Source organism: Acinetobacter sp. ANC 4204 (assembly GCF_002135205.1).
Lineage (GTDB): Bacteria > Pseudomonadota > Gammaproteobacteria > Pseudomonadales > Moraxellaceae > Acinetobacter.
The window spans coordinates 135,863-161,420 of record NZ_NEFZ01000010.1 but is presented as its reverse complement, the minus strand read 5'-3'; the positions used below and the strand labels follow the sequence as shown (position 1 = coordinate 161,420).

Here is a 25,558-nt window from a genome sequence, read left to right as displayed (position 1 = left end):
TGGGTTAGGCTTGATCTACTTGTTTTTTATTCGGCTGACGTTTTTTGGGAACTTTTGTTTTTTCAATTGGATCTAAACGGTAGGTGATTTCATCATCTTTAGCATTGATATAAATCACTTTAGGCACATTATCTTCCGCTAATGCTATTAAAATTTCAGTTGCTAAAGCAGGCAATACCGTAGCATTTAAAATGTGATCTATATTACGCGCACCGCTATCGACTTCCGTACAGCGGCTCAATAGCAACTCGACTAAGTCGTCTGTATAGTGAACTTTGGTTTGATACTGTTTTTCAAGACGAGCTGTTATTTTACTGATTTTATGATGAATAATTTCAACTAATAAATCATCATGTAAAGGTAAATACGGAACGATCCGCATGCGTCCTAAAAATGCAGGCTTAAATTGTTTATATAGACTTGGCTTTAGATGTTCAATTAAGTTTTCTGCGCTTGGCCATGTATCAACAGGTTGATTGATGCAAGCTTGCATAATTGCAGTTGAACCGACATTTGATGTTAAAAGGATCGTGGTATTTTTGAAGTCAATAAGTCGGCCTTCACCATCTTCCAGTGTCCCTTTATCAAAGACTTGATAGAATAATTCTTGAACATCATTGTGCGCTTTTTCTATTTCATCGAGCAGGACAACACTATAGGGATTCCGCCGAACAGCCTCTGTTAATATACCGCCTTGTCCATAACCAACATAACCAGGAGGAGCACCTTTCAAAGAGGAAACAGTATGTGCTTCTTGATATTCAGACATATTAATCGTAATAAGATGTGATTCTCCACCATAAAGTTCATTGGCTAAAGCAAGAGCAGTCTCAGTTTTACCTACACCACTTGGACCAACAAGCATGAATACACCTTGCGGTTTGTTCGGATCATCCAGTTTTGCTTTAGATGTTTTAATACCCTGAACCAGTTGATGAAGGGCATAGTGTTGTCCCATGACGCGGGCTGAAAGCTTATCCTCTAATGTTAAAATCTGTTGGATTTCATCATTCAACATATTGCCGACAGGAATACCTGTCCAATCTGAAATAATTTCAGTAATCATTTGCGCATTTACACGTTCAAAGACCAATGGACTTTGACCTTGTATTTCAGCTAATTCTTCACGTAATGTTGCAATTTCTTTTTGAACATTTTGATGATTTAAATCTTTTTGTCGTAGTTTAATTTTTTCAACGAGTGAACGCTCTTTGTGCCATTGCTTTTGTGTCAAATTAATCTCTGTATCTAGCAGTGTTAGTTTGTGCTTTAAATCTTGTAAGCGTTCATGATGAATTGGCAGATTCTGGTGCTCATTCTCCAAAATTTTGTATTCAAGTTTTAGATTATGTTGTTGAGCCAGTTGTTGATCTAACTTTACAGGCTGCGCATTTTGGGTGAGCGCAACACGAGCAGCAGCCGTGTCGAGTACACTAATGGCTTTATCAGGAAGTTGACGACCACTGATATAACGATGTGAAGAATTTACTGCAGCGATGACTGCTTCATCATCTATATTGAGATTAAAATGTTTGGTCATCACGGGAAGCATGGCACGTAACATATCAATAGCCACTTCTTCTGTTGGCTCTTCAACTTTAATGACTTGGAAGCGTCGGCTAAGAGCCGCATCTTTTTCAAAATATTGTTTATATTCAGCCCAAGTCGTGGCTGCAATGGTACGTAACTCACCACGTGCCAATGCAGGTTTTAATAAATTAGCAGCATCATTTTGTCCTGCTTGTCCACCTGCACCAATTAAGGTATGTGCTTCATCTATAAATAAAATAATAGGATGGCTCGAACTTTGAACTTCTTCAATCACCTGCTTTAAACGATTTTCAAATTCTCCTTTAACACTCGCACCAGCCTGTAATAGCCCCATATCGAGAATATGAAGTTGTACATTTTTTAAAGCGTCAGGGACTTGGTTGTTGACAATTTTGAGTGCAAGACCTTCGACAACTGCTGTTTTTCCTACACCTGGTTCACCTGTCAGTATGGGGTTGTTTTGACGTCGGCGCATCAAAATATCAAGCATTAAACAGATTTCAAATTCACGCCCAATGACTGGATCAATTCGCCCATTTTTGGCTTTGTCAGTCAAATTAATGGTGTATTGATCCAGCGCTAATGTCTTGTTTAAAGTGGGAAGTATTGGAACGTCAGTTGGTGTTAAGACTGTTTGCTGATAGCAATCTTGTTCACTACTGTTAGTGCATAGGTCTATAAACTTATGCTTCATTGTATCAATTGGAAATAGTTCAAAAAGACTTGAGGCACGTGATGCGATTTGGTACAAATCAGGCGCAGTTAGTAGTGCAATCAATAAATGCCCAGTTCTAATGATGGAATTTTGTTCAGCAGATGCAAGTAACCATGCCTGTTCTAATAAACGAACTATAGATTGGGCAAAAATTGGTGTCCGAACATTGCCCTTGGGTAAGTGTGAAAGGCTGAGCTGTAAATCAATAACTAAATCTGAGTGAGAAATATTATATTTTTCCAGTAATAAAAGAAGGTCATTCGTTTCTGATTGTGACAATAATTCCAGAAAGAAATGTTCAATTTCAATTTCATAATTTTGTTGATTAATACAACTATTTGCTGATTTTTCTAACCCAATACGTGCGTGATTAGATAGCTTCTTAATTAGAATTTTAAGGTTATTCATATATAACTCAGTCATGGTTTATAGCAAGGCTTTAACAAGCAATCATGTGCCAATAGCAATTTGTTTTTTTGGTTAAAGCTAAATTTTTTTATAAATTAGTGTTTTATATTTAATTTAAAATACTATTTTTTGCTATTTTATATATATGACCTAAGAATACACAAATCATTTTTAGATAAAAAAGATATAAAATTACAAAAAAATAACATAAAAAGATCAAAATTCTTTTGTTCGGAACATTTATTTCTTGACTTTAGGTGGGATGTTTTTGTTAAATCTCAGCGTATTAAATAACCAATAAAAAAGCGAGAGTTTAGGTCGCTAAATATTAATTTGAAGTTATACCCATAATAATTTTAATTTTTTATTCATAATAAGTTTGAGGCAAATTTTGAAAAGTTACTATTTTATTTTATCTACATCCATTCTATTGGCTGCGACATCACTTGCTTTTGCAGACACAGAAGGTGTGATTCAGCTAAGCAATAAGTGTATTAAGGCATATCCACTGGTCAGTGGAGAAACTGATCAGAATTTACTGCATTTATATATGCAGCTTTGTGATAAGAAAAATAAAAAAGATGATGTCTTAAAAAATCAGCTCTCAGTCCAGGCGGCAAAACGCTATCAAGAGCTTGGGAAAAATTATAAAGCGTTACAATTGGTTGAAACATTAAATGCTCAAAATATACAGCACTCTTCACTTACAGATACGCGGTTTTTAGCGGGTATTGCGATTGCAAATGCAGCATTAGACTATATGCGTCAAGAAGAAATGCGTTATTTATCAGCAGACTTAACCTATCCGCCTGCTAAAAACTTGTCACAGAGCATACAAAATTCTCTACCAGCACCAGACACCAGTGACGCAAAAGCAGTTGTGCTGAAGACCTCCAAAAAAACAACACGCAAGCTTGCTGTTACTAGTTCTAAAAAAACAACAAAAAAGGTAACTACTCAGCAAGTAAAAACAAAAAAAGTTGAAAAAATACAATCAGTTGAATCTTTAAATAAATCGAACGCAAACCCATTTAATGCACTTTAAAACTTAAATCGAAAGAATAACGAACAGGATTTTTACATGGCTAAACGTGAAAGTGTACAAAAAAAGCTACAGCGCATTCGACCACCGCGTGTCCAATTAACATACGATGTTGAAGTGGGGGATGGTAAAGAAATTAAGGAATTACCTTTCGTTGTGGGTGTTTTGGGAGATTTTTCAGCAGCCTCTGAACTAGAAAAAACCAAGCTTAAAGATAAAAAATTCATTAATGTTGATTTAGAAAACATTGATGAAGTTATGGAGTCATTATTGCCTCGAGCAACTTATCAAGTTGAAAATACTTTAACTGATGACGGTGGTCGAATGTCAGTCGATCTGACTTTTAAATCTATGGAGGATTTTCGTCCTGAAAACGTGGTTCAACAGGTCGATCCATTACGAAAGTTGGTAGAAGCACGTGAGCGTTTGACGGATTTACGAAATAAAATTTCAAACAATGAACGTTTAGAAGATTTGTTAGATCAAGTTTTACAAAATACTGACCAAGTGCGCAAAATGAGTGTGGAGGCAGAGAATGAATAATTTTCAATCTACAGCAGTAGCTCAAGACACTACAGAAGAATTTACGTTATTAGACTCAATCGTTGAAAGAAGTCGTATAGCGCGTAATGAAGAAGAACATGATCGTGCTAAAAGTCTAATTGGTGAATTAGCTAAAGAAGTGATGGCTGGAACAATTACTGTTTCAGAAAATATGACCTTATCTATTGATAAACGTATTGCAGAAATTGATGCGCTCATTTCGACTCAACTCAGCAGAATCATGCACGATGAACAATTTCAAAAAATTGAATCGACATGGCGTGGTTTATATTATTTTTGTCAGGAAACGCCATCTAATCCGCTTATTAAAATTCGGATGTTGAATACTACAAAAAAAGAGCTAATTAAGGATTTTCAAGGTGCAACAGATTTTGATCAAAGCACACTGTTCAAAAAAATATATGAAGAAGAGTATGGTTCATTTGGTGGAGCGCCATATGCCACATTAGTTGGTGATTTTGAGTTTGACCGCACGCCTTCAGATATGTATTTGCTTGAACAAATTTCGCATGTTGCAGCAGCAGCACATGCACCATTTATCTCTGCAGCAGATTCAAGCATTTTAGGCCTAGAATCTTTTACAGATATAGACCGCCCTCGAGAGGTTTCAAAAATCTTCGAGACGGCTGAATATGTGCAATGGCGCTCATTCCGTGAAAGTGATGATGCGCGATATGTGGCATTGACCATGCCACGAGTACTAGGCCGTTTGCCATATCACCCTAAAGAAGGTACTGCGACCGAAGGCTTTAATTTTGTCGAAGAAGTGACTGGACAAAATCATCATGACTATTTATGGATGAATGCTGCTTATGCATTTGCAACCCGTTTAACCAATGCTTTTGATATGCATGGTTGGTGTGCAGCGATTCGTGGTGTAGAAGGTGGCGGTTTAGTAGAGGGCTTACCTGTCCACACGTTTAAGACCAATGATGGTGAGGTTGTCTTTAAATGTCCAACTGAGATTGCAATTACAGACCGTCGCGAAAAAGAACTCAGTGATCTGGGCTTCATTCCGCTTGTCCATTGCAAAAATACAGATTACGCAGCATTTTTTGGCGCACAGTCGACGCAGAAACCTAAAAAGTATGATAGCGATTCTGCGAACGCAAACTCAGCTTTATCAAGTCAAATTCAATACATTATGGCAGTGTCACGTATTGCACATTATTTAAAAGCCATGATGCGAGATAAAGTCGGTAGCTTCGCATCTGCTGGAAATGTCGAAGCATTTTTAAATGAATGGTTAGCCCAATATATCTTACTTGATGACGGCGCTTCACAAGAAGCGAAAGCGCAATATCCACTTCGTGAAGCCTCTGTCAAAGTTGTAGAGAATCCTGCACAGCCAGGGCACTACAAATCTGTGGTTTTCTTAAGACCACATTTCCAGTTGGACGAGTTGTCAGTATCACTGCGACTTGTTACTGAATTACCTCAGTCCTCAAATTAATTTTGAATGCCAACACATAATAACTTTAAAATAGGAAAATATTAAAAATGAAAGATATATACGTACAATTTCGTGGTAAGTACAAAGTCGATGGTGAATCACGCGATGCTGAACATAAAGGCTGGTTGGAGGTAAATTCTTGGTCACATAACATTCGCCAGCCGAAGTCCGCAACATCCTCAAGTGTAGGTGGCCATACAGCTGAGCGTGTAGAACACTCTGACATGATTTTTGTGAAAGATTTAGATGCAACCAGCCCAAAGCTATGGGAAGCATGTTCAGCGGGATATACCTTTGACGAAGTTCAGATTGATTTTTATCGAGCGAATGGTGATAAACGTATTAAATATCTGCAAATCAAGTTAAAGCATGTGTTGGTTTCAAGTGTTACACCAACAGTGAGTGAAGAAGGTGTACCAATTGAGAGCTTCGGTTTGAAATATGCCGCAGTGGAATGGACGTATAACCAGCAAGATATTAATGGTACGCAAAAAGGTGCAGTGACCAAAAAATGGTCACTGTCAAATAATACCGCATCGTACGCTGCATAAATATGCTTCAAAAATAAGGGCTAACTTATATTAGCCCTTATTTTTCATGTAGGAAAATTCTAGTCAATATGAACCTAGATCAACTTTATCCATATGGTTTTAGAAAAACACTATTTGACCGATTGTTGCCTACAAGTGAGCAGGATCGGCAGGGGATGTCTCTTCAAGAGTTGCGCGAGTCTGTCGCGTATGATTTAGAAGAATTACTTAATAGTCGTATGGCAAACTTCGGCTCAGTTATTGATGCCTTTCCCTTAGTAAAAAAATCCATTTTACAGTTTGGGATCATTGATTTTGTTGGGCTTTCGACGGCTAACCCCTTAGACCGAGATAAAATATGTCAGTCTATCGCATGTTCTATTACCGCACATGAGCCAAGACTAAAACAGGTTAAAGTCGAAATGTTATTTGATGGGCAGAATATGGGAGCTTTATGTTTGAGTATTCAAGCTTATTTAAATATTCATCCATTGTATGAGCCTGTTATTTTCGATGCCTTACTCAAACCAACAACACAACAATATGTTATTTCTGCACGATCTTAATTGGGTGATTTGTGATTGAAGAGTTATTACCTTACTATGAAAAACAATTACAAGAATTTGGACAGCAATCACGCGAATTTGCACAAAAATATCCTAAAATTGCTCAACGGTTGTCTTTAAACCAAGAACAAATTGATGATCCGCATATTGAGCGCTTAATTCAGTCTTTTTCTTTAATTGCAGCTAGAATTGATAAAAAACTTGTAGACAGTTATGACGTCTTTACGCGATCGCTGTTTGAGGTGATGTTTCCACAATATTTAAAGCCTTTTCCTGCATGTACTATACTTAGTTTGGAAGATTTAAATAAGTGTAAACAATTAACAGAAGCACATGTTGTTCCTAAGAATACCACGATTAAGTCACGCAGTTTTAAAGGAGTGCAGTGCGAATTTAATACCACCCAAGAGTTAAAACTATTACCACTTGAGTTGTGTCAACTCAGTTTTAAAACGCATCCCAGTGCACATATGCACTTAAATCAAAACGCTACCCTTACTTTAGGTTTTAATCTTTTTAATCAATCTCAGCGCATTTTAGAAAAAGAATGCTTACCTATTTATCTGGATGCTATATCTAATTTTCCACTCCAGGTTTTGGATGCAGTGTTTCAATCAAATACTGGGTTTTCATTGAAATACGGTCATCATCTGATTGATATTAAAAATCCTTTTTGTACTCAAGGTTTCTCAGAAGATGAAAGCTTACTGCCATTAGATCAGCATACACATCATGCTTATCGGTTATTGATGGAGTATTTTTGCTTCCCCGAAAAGTTTAGCTTTCTAAATATGAAGTTAGATTTTTTAAAACATCTAGATAAAGGTCAGCATTATTTTGAAATTTTAATTCACCTAAAACTTAATTTAAATGATCAAGTGAATATCAAAAATTACTCAGAATTAAATATTGCAAACTTTAAATTATATGTTACTCCAGCAGTGAATTTATTTAGGAAACAAGCAGAACCACAGAAAATAAATCATAAGCAATTAGAATACCCTTTAATTACAGATGCACATCATCCTGAGTATTATCAAACATATAGTATTACTAGAATGCAGATGATCCGTGAAAAATCAAATCAAGAACAAACAGCATTTGATATTTATCCTTTTTTTGCAATGAGTCATTATCAAGATCCAGATACTCAATTTTTTTATAGTTTAAATTCAGCCCATTTGCATAATAAATACACAGAAACAGTATATAGTATTATCTCAAAGCAGCTTTCGCCAGAAAGCACTAAATCAGACTTCATTAGTACACAATTACTGTGTTCCAATCGTGACTTACCCCATGAAGCGTTAAGTCAGACTAATAGTATTCTGAGTTTGAATGACAGTAGTCTTGCACGGCGAGCGGTGGTTCTAAAAAGACCCAATAAACCCTATGTTTTTGAAAAAAATAAAAAAGAACAATGGAGAATTATTTCACATCTTTCATTAAATACTTTGTCCTTAATGAAAGGAGAGACCTTAAGTCATATTAAGGAATTACTTGAACTCTATAATTTACCCAAATCAAAAGAAAATCAACTGATTATTAATTCAATTCAAATGGTTGATTTTTCTCTTACTCAAAAAATGGTAGAGGCAAAACCTTTTCCATTATTTGTCCGTGGTTTAAAAGTAAAACTAGCGATTGATTCAAAGGTTTTCCGGGGGCATAGCTTATTCATTTTTAGCCAGCTTTTAGCACATGTTTTCAATTTAAAAGTACACATGAACAGTTTTGTTGATGTTGTTATATCCGATGCTTATACACAACAGGAGTTATACCAATGCGTGCAGAACGTTGGTGGCAAGACACTTCTGTAATTGGGGCCTTGATTGAACAACCGCGTGCCTTTGAGTTTATTCAAGCAACACGATTATTACGGCAGACAGCAGATTCAAACAAGGAAATCAAGGGAGATTGGGCCAAGCCATTTAGATTTCATAGTTCTTTAAATCTTAATTTTCCCGATACAGAGATTGAAAGTTTAAGTCTTGATGAGGAGAAAATTCATTTAACCAATTTAATGGTCGGGCTAACAGGTATTCATGGAAGCTTACCCTATAGCTATACCCAGAAAATTAGACACAGTCCCCGTATCCAACGCGAGGAGACTATTCATTTTTTAGGTTTGTTCAATCATAAGTTGACGACCCAATATGTCGATGCATGCTTGGCTTATCATTTACCTGTGCGCTATGAAATTGAAGCAGAGAACCATTATTTAGATATTTTGCACGCTCTGAATGGATATATTCGCTCACAGCACCATCAACCAGATTTAGATGATTATTTTGCTGAATTTGCAGGTTTAATGCAGGGGCAAAATAATACAGTACATGCTTTGAAGATCATGTTGAGTGCTGTGCTTAAACAAAATATCAAGGTTTTTGAGTTCATCGAAGAAAAATTTACTCTGTCTGTTGATCAGAGAACAGTGCTTGGAGGAAATGGAAACCTTTTGGGAATGAATACTTTTTGTGGTGAAACGATACGTCAAATTGACGAAAAGATAGAGATAGTGGTCGGCCCAGTTTCTTATAGCGAATATTTAACGTTTTTACCGAAAAAAGAAAATGGCGAAAAAATTAAACGGATTTTGTCTACTTGGTTGAGCCCAACACTCGCGGTTGATTTAAGGCTCATTCTAAATAAAAACGATATTCAACCGTTACATCTGAATTCAACAACCACTATGGGCTTATCCCAAGGTGCTTTTTTAATGCCTAAACAGAAAGATCACAACGCTGAAACCTGTTATGCACTGATGGGAATGTGACATGCTTAAACTTTTTATTGCAACACTTGTGAGCTCATTGTTACTGGTGTGTGGTGTTGTTGTTTTTTATTGGCGTGATACTGGTTATGACCCAAGTGCAATTGATTTAGTTCGTCATTTGCTTTTACTTCCCTTATTGATCAGTGTGATTTTATGGTTGCCTTGGGCTATCTACAGAGTATGGAAAGCACAACAACAACGTAAAGAGCAACGAAAGCAAGATGAATTGGCACAAAGTCAACAGATAGAAGCTGTAGAAAAACAAGCAAAACCTGTTGATATCGAATGGATCCAACTTAATATTTATTCTTCAGCTGCTTATAGTGCTTTGGGAGAAAATGAAACAATTATTGATGAACTGCAAAAGTTTAAAAGCCCTGAGTTAGATACTCAATTACAGAATAATTATGGGCTTCCAATGTTGTCCTATCGTATACAAGCGCTAGACAATGTCATTACAAATGCAGATGAAGAAGATGAATTTGAGATAGAGCACCCTCGTCACCAGCGTATTCAAGCATTGATTGAGCATCAACTTGAACAGCATGCTGAAACATTGTGGCAAATTGCGCAGCACTTAAAACAATCTGCGTTATTTTATGATAGCGAATTAGCTTATGAATATCGAATGCATCCCGCTTGGATTGATCCGAATAGTGAATATGCATCTGATGTACAAGACGATCAGGAAAGCATTAAAAGTGTAACGAAACTGAATCGTATTCATATCCATATTTTGTTATCTGAGTCGGTTTTACATTTTTGGAATGAAACACAAAGTTTTGAAATTGTGGAGCATTATTTAAGGTCTTTAGGGATCATCACTGCACAAATTCAAATTGAACATCATTATTTGAGTCAGGAAACTGCCTATAAAGACTGGGTGTTGTTGTTGGCACAAGTGTCTAAGCAACTAGAAGAAATTTCATTGATTCTTAATGTTGACTCTGAAATTGATCAAGAGTTGCTAGATGAAAAAACATGGCTGACGGATCGTTACTTACCTTCAGAATATGCATCGAGTTGGTGTTTGGCTGCATCTTTTTTACAACTATTAGAGACTACACCACAAAAAAAACTGAATATTGGTTTAAATGTGGACAATATCTTAGACCAACTTCCAACTGAGCACATGCTGAGCTTAGAGCAATTGAAGCCCGTTCAGCCTTTTGTGTTGATATTGGATGATATGACAAATATTCCAACCATAAAAAAGGTCAATCATGCTTTTAGTCAAAGCCATATTGAGCCACACCATTTTATTTATACAAAACAAAGTCTTGGTGATACGCAGCATTTGGCGAAAATATTCGGTTTTATGCTGGGTATGCATTTGCCAGATGAACTTATGACAATGATCTATAGCGTAGATCAATCTTCAACGCATTGCTTTATACAAGCATATGAAGACATGAATGAAAAATTAGCACAATCCATTTAAATTAAAAAAGAATAAGAGAGTAACGTGAATTCTTTATTTTACAACGTATTAGGTTATGTTTGGCAGTATGTGACGAATCCTAAGGCCATTATCGCTTTATCTTGTTTTGTTGCGTTATTTGCAATGTATAACACGATTCCCGCCAAAGTTTTTTGGGCTTTAATGATCTGTTATGTATTAGGGCTTGTGATTTGGGGTGTGTATTTATTGATTATGCGTCGTCGACACGCTGCACAAGGTGAGGTGCTTGCTGACGCCATTGCCCATGATACGAAAGCTGAATATGGAAAGCAGAAAAACAACGATGAGCTTCATTTGATTCAACAACAAATGAAAGAGTCTATCCAATTGATTCGGAAATCTAAACTAGGCGATAAGAAAGGCAATGCAGCCTTATATGAATTGCCATGGTATATGGTGATTGGTAATCCCGCTGCTGGAAAAAGCTCAGCCATTTATAACTCGGGTCTAAAATTTCCTTTTGAAGAGACACATCAAAGATCAGTTTCTGCCGGTTTAAGTGGAACACGCCAGTGTGATTGGTTTCTTTCAACAGAAGGAGTCTTATTGGACACCGCAGGGCGTTACTCCATTTATGCGGATGACCATTTTGAGTGGTTAGGTTTATTAAATATTCTAAAAAAGAATCGTTCCAAGGCACCTATTAACGGTTTGATTGTGATTGTGAGTATTGCTGAGTTAGTCAGTAATAGCCCTGAAAAATCAATTAAACTTGCGAAAAATTTACGTGCACGTATTCAAGATCTAACTGAACGTTTAGAGGTTTTCTCTCCAGTTTATCTGGTTTTTTCGAAAATGGATTTGATTGCTGGTTTTACAGAGTTTTTTGAATGCTATGAAGTGAACGAGTTTGACCAGGTTTGGGGCGCAACGTTACCTTATAGCACAGATGCATCAAACCATGCGGTTGAGTTATTTGAGAAACATTATTCAATTTTATACGACGGTTTGAAAGGGGTGAGTACCACACATCTTAGCCGTCGACACGCTCAGAATATCTCGCCAAGCGTAATGACTTTTCCTTTGGAGTTTAAGAGCTTAAAGCCTGCATTGAAAACGTTTATTGGTACACTTTTCGAAGATAATCCTTATCAATTTAAGCCTGTTTTTCGTGGTTTTTATTTCACGAGTGCGCTACAAGAAGGTATCATCGAAAGCCCAATGACTGAACAAATTGCACAAGACTTTTTATTACAGAAAGGTTTGGGTAATGACAGCGGTATTCCAACACGTTCAATTTCACAAAATCATGGTTATTTTTTAAAAGGTCTATTTTCAGACGTTATTTTAAAAGACAAAAACTTAGTTAAGCAACACATCAACCCAACGCGTAAACGTCAACGGTATATTGCATTCGTTACCGCTTTATTTGGTGTGGCTCTTATTTTAAGTCTATGGGTTTGGTCTTATCGTAATAATCAACAACTGATTACCGATGTACAGGCTGACTTAGAAAAGGTTGTGTTACTTGAAAAACAGTCAGGTCAAGAGTTGTCCACACAGCTTAACGCACTGTTAATTTTACAAGAACGTATGCAACAACTCGATCAATTTGAGCAAGATCGACCACTAAAGTTTGCTTTTGGTTTATATCAAGGAGATGAGCTGCATGAGAAGCTTAAAACTGAATACTTAAAAGGTGTTCAACAAATTATATTGGTTCCAACGCAGCAAAATATTACTCAATATTTACAACGTGTTAAAGCCAATGAAGAGCAATTGCGAACCAATCATAGCAATGTAAAGCTAACACCTGTTTCAAAAACACAGCAATATTTAGAGCCGAGTGATACGAATCCACAAGATGCATACAATGCATTAAAAGCCTATTTGATGATGGGTAATGCTCAATATATGGATGCCAGTCATTTAAGTGACCAAGTGACTCGCTTTTGGCGGTCGTGGTTAGACAATAATCGTGGACAAATGCCACGCGGTGAAATGATTCAAAAAGCTGAGCAAGTGCTGTCATATAGCATGACTTTAACAAATGATCCTAAGTTTCCAGTCCTAAGCTCAGATAGTCTGGTGGTGGATCAAGCACGTCAAGCCTTGTTGTCTGTAGTACGAGGCATGCCTGCACGAGATCGTGTTTATAATGAACTCAAAATGCGCGCAGCAGTTCGTTATCCTGCATTGACCATAAAACAGATGTTGGGTGAGACGAATCAAAATACAATTTTAGGTAGTTATGCACTACCAGGCATGTTTACACATGCCGCATGGTCTGAATATATCGAACAAGCTATTGATGAAGTTGCCAAGCGCCCAACAGACACCAAAGATTGGGTGCTAAATAGCACGCAATCTGACGATTTAAGCTTTAGCGGTAGCCCAGATCAAATCAGAAAACAGCTAACTGACTTATATAAAAAGGAATATATTGCGGAGTGGAGAAAATTTCTGACGGGCATACATTATGCGAAAGCAAGTGATTATGCTCAACAAACGAATTTTATCCAAGTTTTAGGTGAACCAGAAAACTCACCAATTCGCAGCGTGTTTGATCGAGTTGCGACAGAGACTAGTTGGGATAATCCTGTTGTAATGGCTGAACTTGCAGCACCACAGACTGGATTTGTTGCTTGGTTTAAACGTAAAGTCTTAAGACGTGATGATGCAAAACTTAATGCAACTATCTTAAATCAAGCTCAAGGGTCTATTTCCAACGAGTTTCAAATGTTTTATCAGTTGGTCCGTAAACGTGATGATCAACAAAATAAATCTTTGCTTGATGAATATATGCAGTCTTTGGCACAAGTTCGTAGCAAATTCAATGATCTAAAAAGCTCTGGTGACGTTGGGCCAGCTACAATAAGCTTGGTTAAATCTACCATTAATGAGCAAAATTCAGTATTCAATACAACGCAAAAACTGGTAGATGAAAAAATGTCTGTTGGGTTGTCTGAGCCAGATCAAAAAATACTACAAAAGCTACTTATGTCACCCCTTACACAGTCATTTGAGAGTTTAATTACTCCAGCACAAGATGAGATGAATAAACTTTGGCAAATGCAGGTATATCAACCATTTAATAGTGGTTTGAGTAAGAAATATCCGTTTAACTCTTCTGCAACTTTACAAGCCACCAGCAGTGAGATCAGTCAAGTTCTCGGGGAGAATGGCAGTATTGCACGTTATGTAAAAGAGACACTTGATCCGTTGGTCATTCGTCGTGGATATACTTTGACATCGAAGACTTGGAAAGATCTAGGTATCAGTTTGAATCCACAATTTGTTGTAAATTTTCAAACTTATGTTGCGCCAAGTCGTGGCATGGCCACAGGAGAGTTAAATCAAACTTCATCTGCATCAGTAGCCCAAAATCAATCTAATTTTCAATTTTACCCAATTGAAAATACTAAACTTCTATCATATACCATTGATATTGATGGACAACGTATGCTCTATGAAAATGGGGTTCAGCAGTGGGTGAACTTTGTTTGGCCAAATGCAGGTGCAATTCCAGGTGCACGTATTACAGCTATTGATTTAGATGGAAAAACCCATACGATTTTTGAGGCTCCAGGTGAGTACGGGATTAATCGTTTAATTGACAGTGCACAACGTACGCAACGTGGAGGAAGCTATGAAATGATATGGAAAAATCAACAAAATCCTGAACTTGCTGTAAAAGTTAACTTCCGTTTAATCAGCGGGGATGCTAGTGGTGGAGTAGGAGGGCAACGTAGCTATAACGGTATGCAATTAGTTGATCAAGTGGTTTCAACTAAATCCGTTCGTGTGGTGGCTGCACAAACAGCACCTGTAGCAACAGCGGTGAGTTTAAAAGCTCCTACAAATTTGCAGGAGCCACGTTCATGATTTTATGGAAGACATGGGATAAGGAGGCGTGCCGATATGGATGAACTGCGTACATTGCCTTTATATTATGGAAAATACCCAGCACATGGCGATTTCTTAAAAACACGTGGACAATATGCTTTAATTCAGGTGATTGACCAATGGATTACGGAAGCTTTAGAACATGCGATGCAATCGGAAAACTTTGCTCAAGCTTATGAGAAATTACCATCATTAGACTTTTTCATTGCAAACCCACAAGAAAATCATTTTCTTGTGGCAAATTTAATTGCAAGCCATGATAGTTCAGGGCGCCAATTTCCAATGGTCTTAAGCCATTTATTGGAGGTTGATGATAGTTTCCAGCATATTATTTATGCACCATACCGCTATAAACAAACTTTGATTGATTTGTTTCAAAAAAACCGTGTAATGCGGTCACTACGCGATGAAAATATATTATTGGATAAGTTGACGAAATTACAGAATGAAATTCAGGTTTTTAATCATGTTGAAGCCTCTGCATTTTATGAACATCATACAATCCACTCATTTGCACAATTACTAAAAATTAGTAGTTACGAGTTTGCCCAAAGTATGATTGGATTAGGTTTGTTGCTACAACCAGTTATTCAGCAAGGGACGAGTCGCCTTACCAAAGTTTTGATTTTACCTATTCATAACGCTGCTTATTGCTACGAAATTGCAGCTTTTTGGGTCAAGTTAATCAGTTATTTTATTCAAAATCAAAATGCAGAGCTCTTGATAGGCATTTCTCATGACGAAAAACCGATCTTACTATTTGGTTTTCAAGGCGCTGATATTCTTACATTAAGTGAAATTTTTACACAAAAAATGGATACAGGTCGTTGGGTTTCATTGGTCAATGCAAATTGGATCGACCCATATTTAGAGCAAAATGCTGGTTTGGCAACCCTTGAACAAGCATTAAGTGAGAGGCAATTAAGCTTAATGCAAGGCGTAAGAATTTTTAAAAAAACATTTATAGATTAATGAGATATGAAAATAAATTATAAAATTAAAACAACGGAAATTCTATTCAGTTTAACACTGCTTTTCGGTGTCAACGTTTGGGCAGAGCCGGTTATTGTAGAAGGCATTGTTCCCAATCAAGCCAGTAAGCAAACCATATTAGCTAAAATGTACAGCATTTATGGTGCAGATCAAATTATTGATAAAATACAAGTTAAAGCTGTAAATGCACCATCGGGTTGGAGTGAGTCTGTAGCGAATTTGGTGATTCCAGAGCTAAAAAAAGTACATCAAGGGAAATTGTCCGTACGTGGTACGCAGATGGAACTCAATGGAAAAGTAATGAACTCAACGGATATCCAGCCCATAACAAACTTATTTCAGGGTTTAGTCATACCGCCTTATCGCTTAAATACGCAATTTTCTGTAAATCAGGCAGAACAACAAATTATTGATGATACGCTTAAAAATCGAATTATCGAATTTGAATCTGGCAGTGCCATTTTAGCAGTAAGCGGGACACAGATTTTAGATGAAATGGCACTGGCTTTAAATAAGGTTGGAGGAAAGAAAGTCCGAATTGTTGGGCATACAGATAGTTCTGGTGATGCGACAAAGAATCTAGCTTTAAGTAAAGAGCGAGCTATTGCTGTAAAAAACTATTTGCTCAACAAGCATATCGCTGAAGAGCGTTTAAGTGTTGAAGGAATGGGAGCAAATAAACCTGTTGCTGATAATGCTACGGCTGATGGGCGCAAGAAGAATCGTCGAATTGAATTTGATGTGATATAAATTTTGTATTGAAAGTTACATTTGAATGGCTTTGTTGCACAAACCTATCTCTAAAGGCTTATTCCATAATATAATTTTCGAATGAATAAGCCTACACCTAAAATCTACCGTACAACCAATTGGTCCACATATAACCAAGCTCTCATTAATCGTGGGAATATTGCCATTTCGTTTGATCCCAAAACACAATGGTACGCTCAACCAAAAAGCAAACATGGTCGAAATCAGACTTATTCCGATACAGCTATCCAATGCTGCTTAATGATTAAATCCATATTTCGTCTTTCCCTACGCATGGTCACTGGCTTTGTATAAAGCCTGATTAAACTCTGTGGATTAGATTGGACAGCCCCAGATTATTCCACCATTTGCAGAAGACAAAGGTATATTGATCTTGCAATTGGCTATCAAAAAAGTCGTGATGGATTACACCTACTCGTTGATTCTACTGGCTTAAAGTTTTTAGGTGAAGGTGAATGGAAACGTAGGAAACATCAGCCTGAATATCGTCGTCAATGGCGTAAACTTCACATTGGTATAGATGCTAAAACCCTGCAAATACGGGCTGCACAGTTGACTACGAACAATGTGAGCGATTCATAAGTCCTTGGGGATTTACTTGAACAAATCCCGTTGGATGAACAGATTGATTCAGTTTATACAGACGGGGCTTATGACACAAAACAATGCCGTCAGGTCATTGCAGATCGGCAAGCGAATGCAGTTATTCCACCCAGAAAAAATGCAAAGCCTTGGAAAGATACAAAAGTTCATTCGCAAGAGCGAAATGAATTACTTCTTACTGTTAAACATTTAGGCAGGACCTATGGAAAAAATGGTCAGGCTATCATCGGCGAAGTTTGGTCGAAACCAAAATGCATTGCATTAAATTATTAGGCGATCGACTATATTCAAGAAACTTTGGGAGCCAAGTCAATGAGATACATGCCCGTATAGCCGTACTGAATAAATTTACGGAATTAGGCCGACCTCATACCCGAGTTGTAACTTAAATTTGAGTGAGTTGGGGAGTGCTTCAAATTATAAATCTTTGTGCAACAAAGCCTGTATAGGAGAATCATTAAGTACCTACATCTCCACCTAAAGGGCCTGAAGGAATATGCGCTAAGTTTTTTGTAAGAAAGCTAGCAGAATGCAACAAAACTAAACGTAGCTGTAGCTGAATGCACAAAAACAATGCATAAATATTTCCTGTGAGGAATTTAAATATAAATAATTAATATATGGTATTGAAATATATGTAAATAACAGACTGGCATATTCCTTGCTAATGTTTAAATAGATTGATTAGTGGAGTAACTCAAATGGGTGAATTCAGCTTATTTAAAATTAAGGATATCCGTTTAATCGGACAAAACTCATGCGAACTATATATAGAAAATACCGAAACGCATTTAACCAAAGGGTGGGCGATATATTGTAATGATATTTTTGAGTACCAATTCCATGAACAGCTCAACCACTTATGCCAATCTGAGAATCCATTCACTTCATTACTTCAACTCAAGCAATATCATAAAGTCGAAGTTTTATGTTAAAGGCACATCTCTAACAGGGTAATGATCAAGTGAACATTACCCTGGTTCTTTACGTTCAAAATAACTATAAAGTTTTGATTTATATAAATAAAAATATAAAAAACAGATAGACGATCAAAAAAAAATCTTATATAAATTCCCAATAGGAAAAAATAATTCTTTAAGAGAATTTTTAAATTTCAGATTCCGACTTCCTACAAATTTATATTGAGGAAATACCATGTCTCACGATCTTGTTAACCAGTATGTCTTAAAAATTTCTTGTCCAGCTGCTTCTGGCATTGTCGCTGCAGTTTCAGGCTATCTGGCAGGAAACAATTGTTTTATTAGTGAAATGTCGCAATATGACGATGAAATTACTGGACGCTTTTTTACTCGTATTGTTTTTCGCTTCAATGATGGCAATGGAGATCTTGAGCAACTAAAACTCGGCTTTGCAGAGGTGTCAGAGAAATTTTCATTAAATGCACAGTTTTATGAAAAGAAAAAACCCATGAAAGTCATGATTATGGTGAGTAAGTTTGATCATTGCTTACTGAATTTATTATATCGCCAGCATAAAGGTGAGTTAAATTTTGAAATTACGGCAATAGTTTCTAACCACTTAGACTTACGTGCAGTTGCTGAACGTGAAGGTATCCGTTTTATTTATCTTCCTGTGACCAAAGAAACCAAACAACAGCAAGAAGAAGAACTCCTTAAAATCATTGATGAAACTAAAACTGAGCTAGTGATATTAGCGCGCTATATGCAAATTCTATCAAATAATTTATGCACACAATTGGCAGGTCGTGCCATCAACATTCACCACTCGTTTTTACCAGGTTTTAAAGGGGCAAAACCTTATCATCAAGCCTTTGACCGTGGGGTAAAACTCATCGGTGCAACCGCACACTTTGTCACCAGTGACTTAGATGAAGGTCCAATTATTGAGCAGGCTGTACAGCGTGTAGATCATGCTTATCTTCCTGAAGATCTAGTTGCAGTTGGTCGTGATACTGAAACGATCGCACTTTCAAAAGCAGTGAAATATTTTGTAGAACATCGCGTATTTATGAATGATAACCGTACAGTGGTGTTCAAATGAGTCTGGCCTTATTACAACAAGATGATGACAAAATTATTGATGGCAAAGCAATCGCCCAGCGCGTGCTAGAAGAAGTCAAAGATGATGTGATCACATTGCAACAACAAGGTATTGAGCCTTGTCTGGCGGTGGTTTTAGTGGGTGATGATCCTGCCAGTCACGTGTACGTCCGCAATAAAGTCGAAAAAGCCAAATTTGTTGGCATCTGTTCTTTAGAGTTTCGTTTTGATGAACAGTTAAGTGAAACAGATTTACTTAAAACCATTGATGCTTTAAATAGTGATCCAAACGTACATGGCATATTGGTGCAACTGCCATTGCCCAAACAAATTGATGAAATAAGAGTGTTAGAACACATTGATCCTAAAAAAGATGTCGATGGCTTTCACAGTGAAAATGTCGGTGGGCTGAGCCAAGGGCGAGACGTACTTACACCATGTACCCCAACGGGTTGCGTACGCTTAATTAAAGAAACTTTAGGTCAAGATTTGAGTGGTCTACATGCCGTTATTATCGGTCGTTCAAATATTGTAGGCAAGCCCATGGCTGCATTGCTGTTAAAAGAGAATTGTACAGTTACCGTTGTACATTCTAAGACTCAAGACTTACATCTAGTCTGCCAACAAGCCGATATTTTAGTCGCAGCTGTCGGAAAGCCAAATATGGTTACTGCATCCTATTTAAAAGCTGATGCCGTAGTTATTGATGTAGGAATTAACCGAATTATCAAAGATGGAAAACCTCGCTTAGTAGGGGATGTCGACTTCAATGATGTCTTACCGATGGTGAGTGCAATTACTCCAGTGCCAGGGGGCGTGGGTCCAATGACGATTGCCTATCTTATGAAAAACACAGTACAAGCTGTCCGTTTGCAGTATCCAAATTTATAGAATTTTTGATAGGTGCTACATCGCACCGCGGAGGATTACGCCATGCCATTTAGCCTACTGAAGTATGGATTAAGTAATGAATATCCAGTGGAAGTGGATTTACCTCCACCGAAGGAGCTGAAATCACACTATGATGTTGTCATTATTGGTGGCGGTGGTCATGGTTTAGCAACAGCCTATTATTTATCTAAATATCATGGGATTACCAATATTGCGGTATTGGAAAAGTCCTACCTTGGTGGTGGTAATACAGCGCGAAATACTGCTGTTATTCGTTCGAACTATTTAACTTCTGAAGGTGTGAAATTTTATGCTGAATCGGTACGTATGTTTAAAGATCTCTCGAATGAGTTTGACTTTAACATTATGTACTCTGAACGCGGGCAATTGACTTTAGCGCATACAGATTCAACGGTGCGCGCATTCCGTCAGCGCGCAGAAGTGAATAAGCATTTTGGTGGTCGGACAGAAATGATTGACCGCCAACAAATTAAAGAACTCGTTCCTTGCTTGAATTTAGACCCAGGACATTTACCCGTTCTAGCAGGCCTATGGCATATCGATGGTGCAACCGCACGACATGATGCCGTTGCTTGGGGTTATGCCAAAGAAGCAGCCAAACGTGGGGTAGAAATTCATCAGTTAACTGAAGTACAAGACTTTGTGATCGAGAATAATAAAGTTACTGCTGTGAAAACCAATCGTGGCACAGTGCAATGCGGCTGTATTGTTCAGGCGATTGCAGGAGCATCCTCTATTTTAATGAATAAGTTGAAAATTCGTGCACCGATTCATACTTATCCCTTACAAGCCATGGTCACGCAACCGTTTAAACCCTTCCTGAATCCTTTGGTGAGTTCTTCGGCTTTGCATTGTTATGTGCAACAAACCAGCCGTGGGGAAATTGTATTTGGTGGCGGTTCCGATCCTTATCCGCTCTATAACACGCGTTCAACTTTAGATTTAAAAGAAAGTTTACTTGCCCATGCAATTGAAATGTTCCCCTTTATGGCCAATGCCAAACTGATGCGTCAATGGGCGGGCATCACCGACATGACACCAGACTATAGCCCGATTATGGGTAAATCGCCTTATGACAATTATTACTTGGATGCAGGTTGGGGCACTTGGGGCTTTAAGGCAACGCCAATTTGTGGAAAAACCATGGCAGAAATGGTGGCGACAGGTCGCACACCAGAAATGATTAAACCTTTTGAATTAGAACGTTTTAGTCGCTTCCAACAAGTGAATGAAATGGGTGCAACGGCTGCGAGCCATTAAGGAGAATATCAGATGAAAATTATGCATTGTCCTTTGAATGGACCTCGTAACATCAGTGAATTTACCTATGGCGGTGAAGTCAAACAGATGCCAGATCAAAATACCTGTACCGATATTGAATGGGCAGACTACGTTTTTAATAGCGATAACACCGCAGGAATTGTACGTGAATGGTGGATGCATACCCCCAGTAGTTACTGGTTTATCGCAGAACGCCATACCGTAACAGATGAAATTATCCGAACTTTTGATGCCAAAGAAATTTTTAATACGCGCGTTGAATTTGTAGCCGTAGAAAGTAAAAAAACAGCTGTCGCACAGCAACAGAAGGAGTCATTAACATGAGCAATTTAAACTTACCCCGACTCCCTTTGCCTTACGGTACATTACTTGATCGTAGCCAAGAAATTGAATTCGAATTTGACGCTGAAAAATTTAAAGGTTTCGCAGGGGATAGCATCGCCAGTGCCTTGATTGCCAACCAGCGTTGGGTGATGTCCCGTTCGTTTAAGTACCATCGTCCACGTGCGCCACTCACGATGGCTGGTCAAGATGCCAATACCTTAATCCAATTGCCACATGAAGCCAATGTGTTAGCAGATACGACAATCATTCATTCTGGATTGGTTTCTAGTGGGCAAAATTTCTCAGGTTCCCTGATGAAAGACTCGGACGCATTTTTAGGAAGATTTTCCAAATTTATGCCTGTCGGGTTCTATTATCGCTCGTTTTATAAACCGAAAGGCGTGTGGAAACTTTGGGAACCAATCATTCGTAAAAAAGCAGGTTTAGGGGTATTGGACCTCAATTTTGAACCTGAATATTACGACAAGGCTTATTTATTTACCGATATCGCGATTGTGGGTGCTGGTCCAGCGGGGCTGCAAGCAGCGCTCAGTGCAGCAGATGCTGGCGCAAAGGTATTGCTAATTGAGCAAGATAAAATTCTCGGTGGTAGCCTGAACTATGCACGTTTCGACCTTAAAGGTGAAAAAGCCAATGCTTTACGTCAACAACTACTGAGTGCAGTCGAGCAGCATGCCAATATTACCGTAATGACGGAGTCCATCTGTAATGCATGGTTTACCGATCATTATCTGCCTGTGATTCAAGGCAAGCGTTTATATAAAGTCCGCGCGAAGCAATGTATTGTGGCAAGTGGTAGCTTTGATCAACCTGTGGTATTTCGAAATAATGATTTACCGGGGGTGATTTTAACCAGTGCGGTGCAGCGTTTAATGAAACTCTATGCTGTTCAACCGGGTCAGAAGATTACGATTTTGACAGGTAATGATGATGGCTATTTGGCTGCACTGGATTTAATTGATGCCGGCTTAAATGTTGTGGCCTTGGTCGACATGCGAGAAACCGCGAAGGATGCTGCACTTTACGGAGCACTCAAAGCCAAAAAAATCCCGTGCTATATGGGCAGTACCGTTTACGAAGCACTCCATGAAAAACATATGCATCGTGTAACGGGTGTTGATATTCGTAAGATTATCTCTGAAGGAGAAGTCGGCACAGAGTCTCAAACAATCCCATGTGATGTACTGTGTATGTCCTCGGGTTATATGCCAGTGTATCAGTTGCTTTGTCAGGCGGGTGCCAAGCTTAGTTATGATGATCACAAAGCTGAATTTACCCTTTCTGGTTTACCCAAAGGACTGTATGTTGCAGGTTCAGTGAATGGGATACATAAGCTTGAGCATGTTCTAGAAAATGCACAACAAACTGCAAAATTGGCGGCTACACGAGCGTTGGAGCAAGCTGATGAGGGTTTATCGTTGCAACAATTCTCTGATCAAGATGTGAATTTTCCTTGGCCGATCTTTAGTCACCCTAAAGGCAAAGAATTTGTCGATTTTGATGAAGATTTACAAATTAAAGATATCGTGAATGCCACCAAGAGCGGCTATCGTGATGTGCAATTGGTTAAGCGTTTTTCAACTGTTGGTATGGGGCCATCGCAAGGTCGTCATTCAGCCTTACCAACTGCGCGTTTAGTGGCGAAATCGACAGATCGTAGTGTCAGTGAAACAGGTGTAACCACTGCACGTCCACCATTTACCGCAGAAAAACTCGCGCATGTTGCGGGACGTAGATTTGATCCGTACCGTCAAACCCCAATGCATGCACGTCATATTGAAGCAGGCGCAAAAATGATGCCCGCGGGTAATTGGCAACGTCCTGCATTTTACGGTGATGCCAATAAACGTCTGCAAAACATCGAAAGTGAAGTGCTGAATGTGCGCCAAAATGTCGGCATGATTGATGTATCGACTTTGGGTGGCTTAGAGATTCGTGGTTCAGACAGTGCTGAATTCTTAAATCGCCTCTATACCTTTGGATTCGCCAAGTTGCCTGTGGGTAAAACCCGCTATGCGGTTATGGCGAATGAAGATGGTGTGGTGATTGATGATGGGGTTGCAGGGCGCCTCAGTGAAAATCATTTTTACGTGACAGCCACCACCAGTGGTGTAGATCGAATCTATCAACAAATGCTGAAGTGGAATGTGCAATGGCGTTTGAATGTGGATATTACCAATGTCACTACAGCACTTGCAGCGGTGAATATTGCGGGGCCAAACTCACGTGCAGTGATGCAAATGGTTTGTCAGGATGTGGACTTATCCAATGCAGCTTTTCCATATTTAGGACTTCGTGTAGGAACCATTTATGGCATTCCAGTCCGTATTTTACGGGTTGGATTTGTGGGTGAATTGGGCTATGAAATCCACTTTCCCGCACGCTATGGTGAATTTATGTGGGATAAACTGATGCAAGCAGGTCAAGACTTTGACATGCGACCATTTGGGGTAGAAAGCCAACGTCTGTTACGTTTAGAAAAAGGCCATATCATCATTAGCCAAGATACCGATGGTATGACTCATCCTCAAGAAGTTGATTTGGGTTGGGCAGTGGCACGGAGTAAACCTTGGTTTGTGGGTAAACGATCCATTGAAATTTTAGAGGCACAAAATTTAAAACGTAAATTGGTCTCTTTTGTTTTAGATAAAACTCAAGAAAAGCCACTTGAAGGTCATATTGTATTGGATGGTAATGATATTTCTGGAAATATTACCTCATGTGAATACTCGCCTACGCTAAATCAAATTATTGGCATGGCTTATGTCGGCATCGAGCAAAGTGAAATTGGACAGCAATTCCCGATTCGGGTAGAAAAAGGTCATGTGGTGCATGCGACGGTGGTAAAAGCCCCTTTCTATGATCCGAAAAACCAACGTCAGGAGATTTAAATATGAACACATTATACGAAGTGGAACGTAGCCCGATTGCGAAAAGTACGACTGCGTCCTATCAAACTTTTGGCTTGGGTAAACAATTTTTAAAAGATATAGATATAGCCGCAGAAAAACAGATTCAGCAGTGTGCAATCGTCGATTTAACCAATTTATCTCGAGTCGGTTTTCGTGGGCAAGATGCAGCAGAATATCTAAATTCCTATGGTTTTACATTACCAGAAAAGCCGAATCAGGCATTAGAGCAAGAGGATGGTAGTTGGGTTACGCGCTTATCCTTCACTGAATATTGTATATTGGGTTCACTGCATGACTTTGGTGAACGTGTCAGCCAGCTTGAACAAGGCTGGACGTTGGATGAGCGGGCAAACTATTTATTGCCGCGTCAAGACAGTCATGCATGGATTCAGTTAACAGGGCAGCATGTAGCGCTGGTCATGGCAAAACTTTGTGGCGTGAATTTGCATCAGGAAGAATTTGCAGTGGGACAAATAGCGCAGACCTCTATTGCACGGATTAATGCGATTGTGATTAATGTCAGTGATGCTCAAACCCAAAAGTTTAATCTGCTGTGTGACCGTGCGGCTGCTTTATACCTCTGGGACGTCTTGATTGATGCAATTGACGAATTTGATGGGCAGGTGGCAGGTATTGAAGCCATCTTCTAAACCGATATAGCCAATCAAATACCGATTTGATCATTTTCCCCAACCTAATGTTCAGATCGGTATTGGCTATATGCTAAAACGAAAATTCAATATTAGCCCATGAAAGAACATAATCTGTCTTCGAGTGTTCAATTGATTAAGAATATAAAATTATTCA

18 protein-coding genes and 1 pseudogene are annotated in these 25,558 nt (G+C 38.4%); 18 read left to right on the top strand and 1 reads right to left on the bottom strand.

The window, feature by feature from the left end:
• Positions 1–4: 4 nt before the first annotated feature.
• Positions 5–2,674: a type VI secretion system ATPase TssH gene (tssH, locus tag B9T36_RS16945; RefSeq protein WP_086210659.1), complete on the bottom strand. Its 2,670-nt coding sequence runs from the start codon at positions 2,672–2,674 to the stop codon at positions 5–7.
• Between the two features lie 391 nt (positions 2,675–3,065).
• On the opposite strand from tssH, the gene B9T36_RS16940 reads away from it, so the two are divergent.
• From B9T36_RS16940 to B9T36_RS16850, 18 genes and pseudogenes are all read left to right on the top strand, one after another.
• On the top strand, positions 3,066–3,719 hold the full coding sequence (locus tag B9T36_RS16940) for a hypothetical protein (RefSeq protein ID WP_086210619.1): 654 nt from the start codon (positions 3,066–3,068) through the stop codon (positions 3,717–3,719).
• A 36-nt stretch (positions 3,720–3,755) separates the two neighbouring features.
• Positions 3,756–4,259, top strand: coding sequence for a type VI secretion system contractile sheath small subunit (gene tssB, locus B9T36_RS16935; protein WP_086210618.1), 504 nt, complete (start codon positions 3,756–3,758; stop codon positions 4,257–4,259).
• Positions 4,252–5,733, top strand: a complete 1,482-nt coding sequence (gene tssC, locus B9T36_RS16930) for a type VI secretion system contractile sheath large subunit (RefSeq protein ID WP_086210617.1) — start codon at positions 4,252–4,254, stop codon at positions 5,731–5,733. The genes tssB and tssC overlap by 8 nt, the downstream gene beginning before the upstream one ends.
• 47 nt (positions 5,734–5,780) lie before the next feature.
• Positions 5,781–6,284: an Hcp family type VI secretion system effector gene (locus B9T36_RS16925; RefSeq protein ID WP_086210616.1), complete on the top strand. Its 504-nt coding sequence runs from the start codon at positions 5,781–5,783 to the stop codon at positions 6,282–6,284.
• 68 nt (positions 6,285–6,352) lie between these two features.
• On the top strand, positions 6,353–6,829 hold the full coding sequence (gene tssE, locus B9T36_RS16920; RefSeq protein ID WP_086210615.1) for a type VI secretion system baseplate subunit TssE: 477 nt from the start codon (positions 6,353–6,355) through the stop codon (positions 6,827–6,829).
• A gap of 11 nt (positions 6,830–6,840) precedes the next feature.
• The gene (gene tssF, locus B9T36_RS16915) at positions 6,841–8,649 is read left to right on the top strand and encodes a type VI secretion system baseplate subunit TssF (protein WP_086210614.1); all 1,809 of its coding nucleotides are present in this window, start codon (positions 6,841–6,843) and stop codon (positions 8,647–8,649) included.
• Positions 8,613–9,605, top strand: coding sequence for a type VI secretion system baseplate subunit TssG (gene tssG, locus B9T36_RS16910; RefSeq protein ID WP_086210613.1), 993 nt, complete (start codon positions 8,613–8,615; stop codon positions 9,603–9,605). The genes tssF and tssG overlap by 37 nt, the downstream gene beginning before the upstream one ends.
• A gap of 1 nt (position 9,606) precedes the next feature.
• The gene (locus tag B9T36_RS16905) at positions 9,607–11,046 is read left to right on the top strand and encodes a hypothetical protein (protein WP_086210612.1); all 1,440 of its coding nucleotides are present in this window, start codon (positions 9,607–9,609) and stop codon (positions 11,044–11,046) included.
• Between the two features lie 24 nt (positions 11,047–11,070).
• Positions 11,071–14,892, top strand: coding sequence for a type VI secretion system membrane subunit TssM (gene tssM, locus B9T36_RS16900; RefSeq protein WP_086210611.1), 3,822 nt, complete (start codon positions 11,071–11,073; stop codon positions 14,890–14,892).
• 36 nt (positions 14,893–14,928) lie between these two features.
• Complete coding sequence (gene tagF / locus B9T36_RS16895) at positions 14,929–15,885, top strand: type VI secretion system-associated protein TagF (RefSeq protein ID WP_086210610.1); 957 nt, start codon at positions 14,929–14,931, stop codon at positions 15,883–15,885.
• A gap of 6 nt (positions 15,886–15,891) precedes the next feature.
• The gene (locus B9T36_RS16890; protein WP_086210609.1) at positions 15,892–16,656 is read left to right on the top strand and encodes an OmpA family protein; all 765 of its coding nucleotides are present in this window, start codon (positions 15,892–15,894) and stop codon (positions 16,654–16,656) included.
• 81 nt (positions 16,657–16,737) lie between these two features.
• A pseudogene (locus tag B9T36_RS16885) lies at positions 16,738–17,669 on the top strand (IS5 family transposase).
• A 766-nt stretch (positions 17,670–18,435) separates the two neighbouring features.
• Positions 18,436–19,302, top strand: a complete 867-nt coding sequence (gene purU, locus B9T36_RS16875; protein ID WP_086210607.1) for a formyltetrahydrofolate deformylase — start codon at positions 18,436–18,438, stop codon at positions 19,300–19,302.
• Positions 19,299–20,192, top strand: coding sequence for a bifunctional methylenetetrahydrofolate dehydrogenase/methenyltetrahydrofolate cyclohydrolase FolD (gene folD / locus B9T36_RS16870; RefSeq protein WP_086210606.1), 894 nt, complete (start codon positions 19,299–19,301; stop codon positions 20,190–20,192). The genes purU and folD overlap by 4 nt, the downstream gene beginning before the upstream one ends.
• Before the next feature lie 42 nt (positions 20,193–20,234).
• Complete coding sequence (locus B9T36_RS16865) at positions 20,235–21,473, top strand: FAD-dependent oxidoreductase (protein ID WP_086210605.1); 1,239 nt, start codon at positions 20,235–20,237, stop codon at positions 21,471–21,473.
• A gap of 12 nt (positions 21,474–21,485) precedes the next feature.
• The gene (locus B9T36_RS16860; protein WP_086210604.1) at positions 21,486–21,818 is read left to right on the top strand and encodes a sarcosine oxidase subunit delta; all 333 of its coding nucleotides are present in this window, start codon (positions 21,486–21,488) and stop codon (positions 21,816–21,818) included.
• Positions 21,815–24,730 carry a glycine cleavage T C-terminal barrel domain-containing protein gene (locus B9T36_RS16855; protein ID WP_086210603.1) on the top strand — a complete coding sequence of 972 codons (2,916 nt, stop codon included), beginning with the start codon at positions 21,815–21,817 and terminating at the stop codon, positions 24,728–24,730. Before B9T36_RS16860 ends, B9T36_RS16855 begins: the two co-directional genes overlap by 4 nt.
• A 2-nt stretch (positions 24,731–24,732) precedes the next feature.
• Positions 24,733–25,401 (top strand): sarcosine oxidase subunit gamma, encoded by a 669-nt coding sequence (locus B9T36_RS16850; RefSeq protein WP_086210602.1) that lies wholly within the window; start codon positions 24,733–24,735, stop codon positions 25,399–25,401.
• Positions 25,402–25,558: the final 157 nt, after the last annotated feature.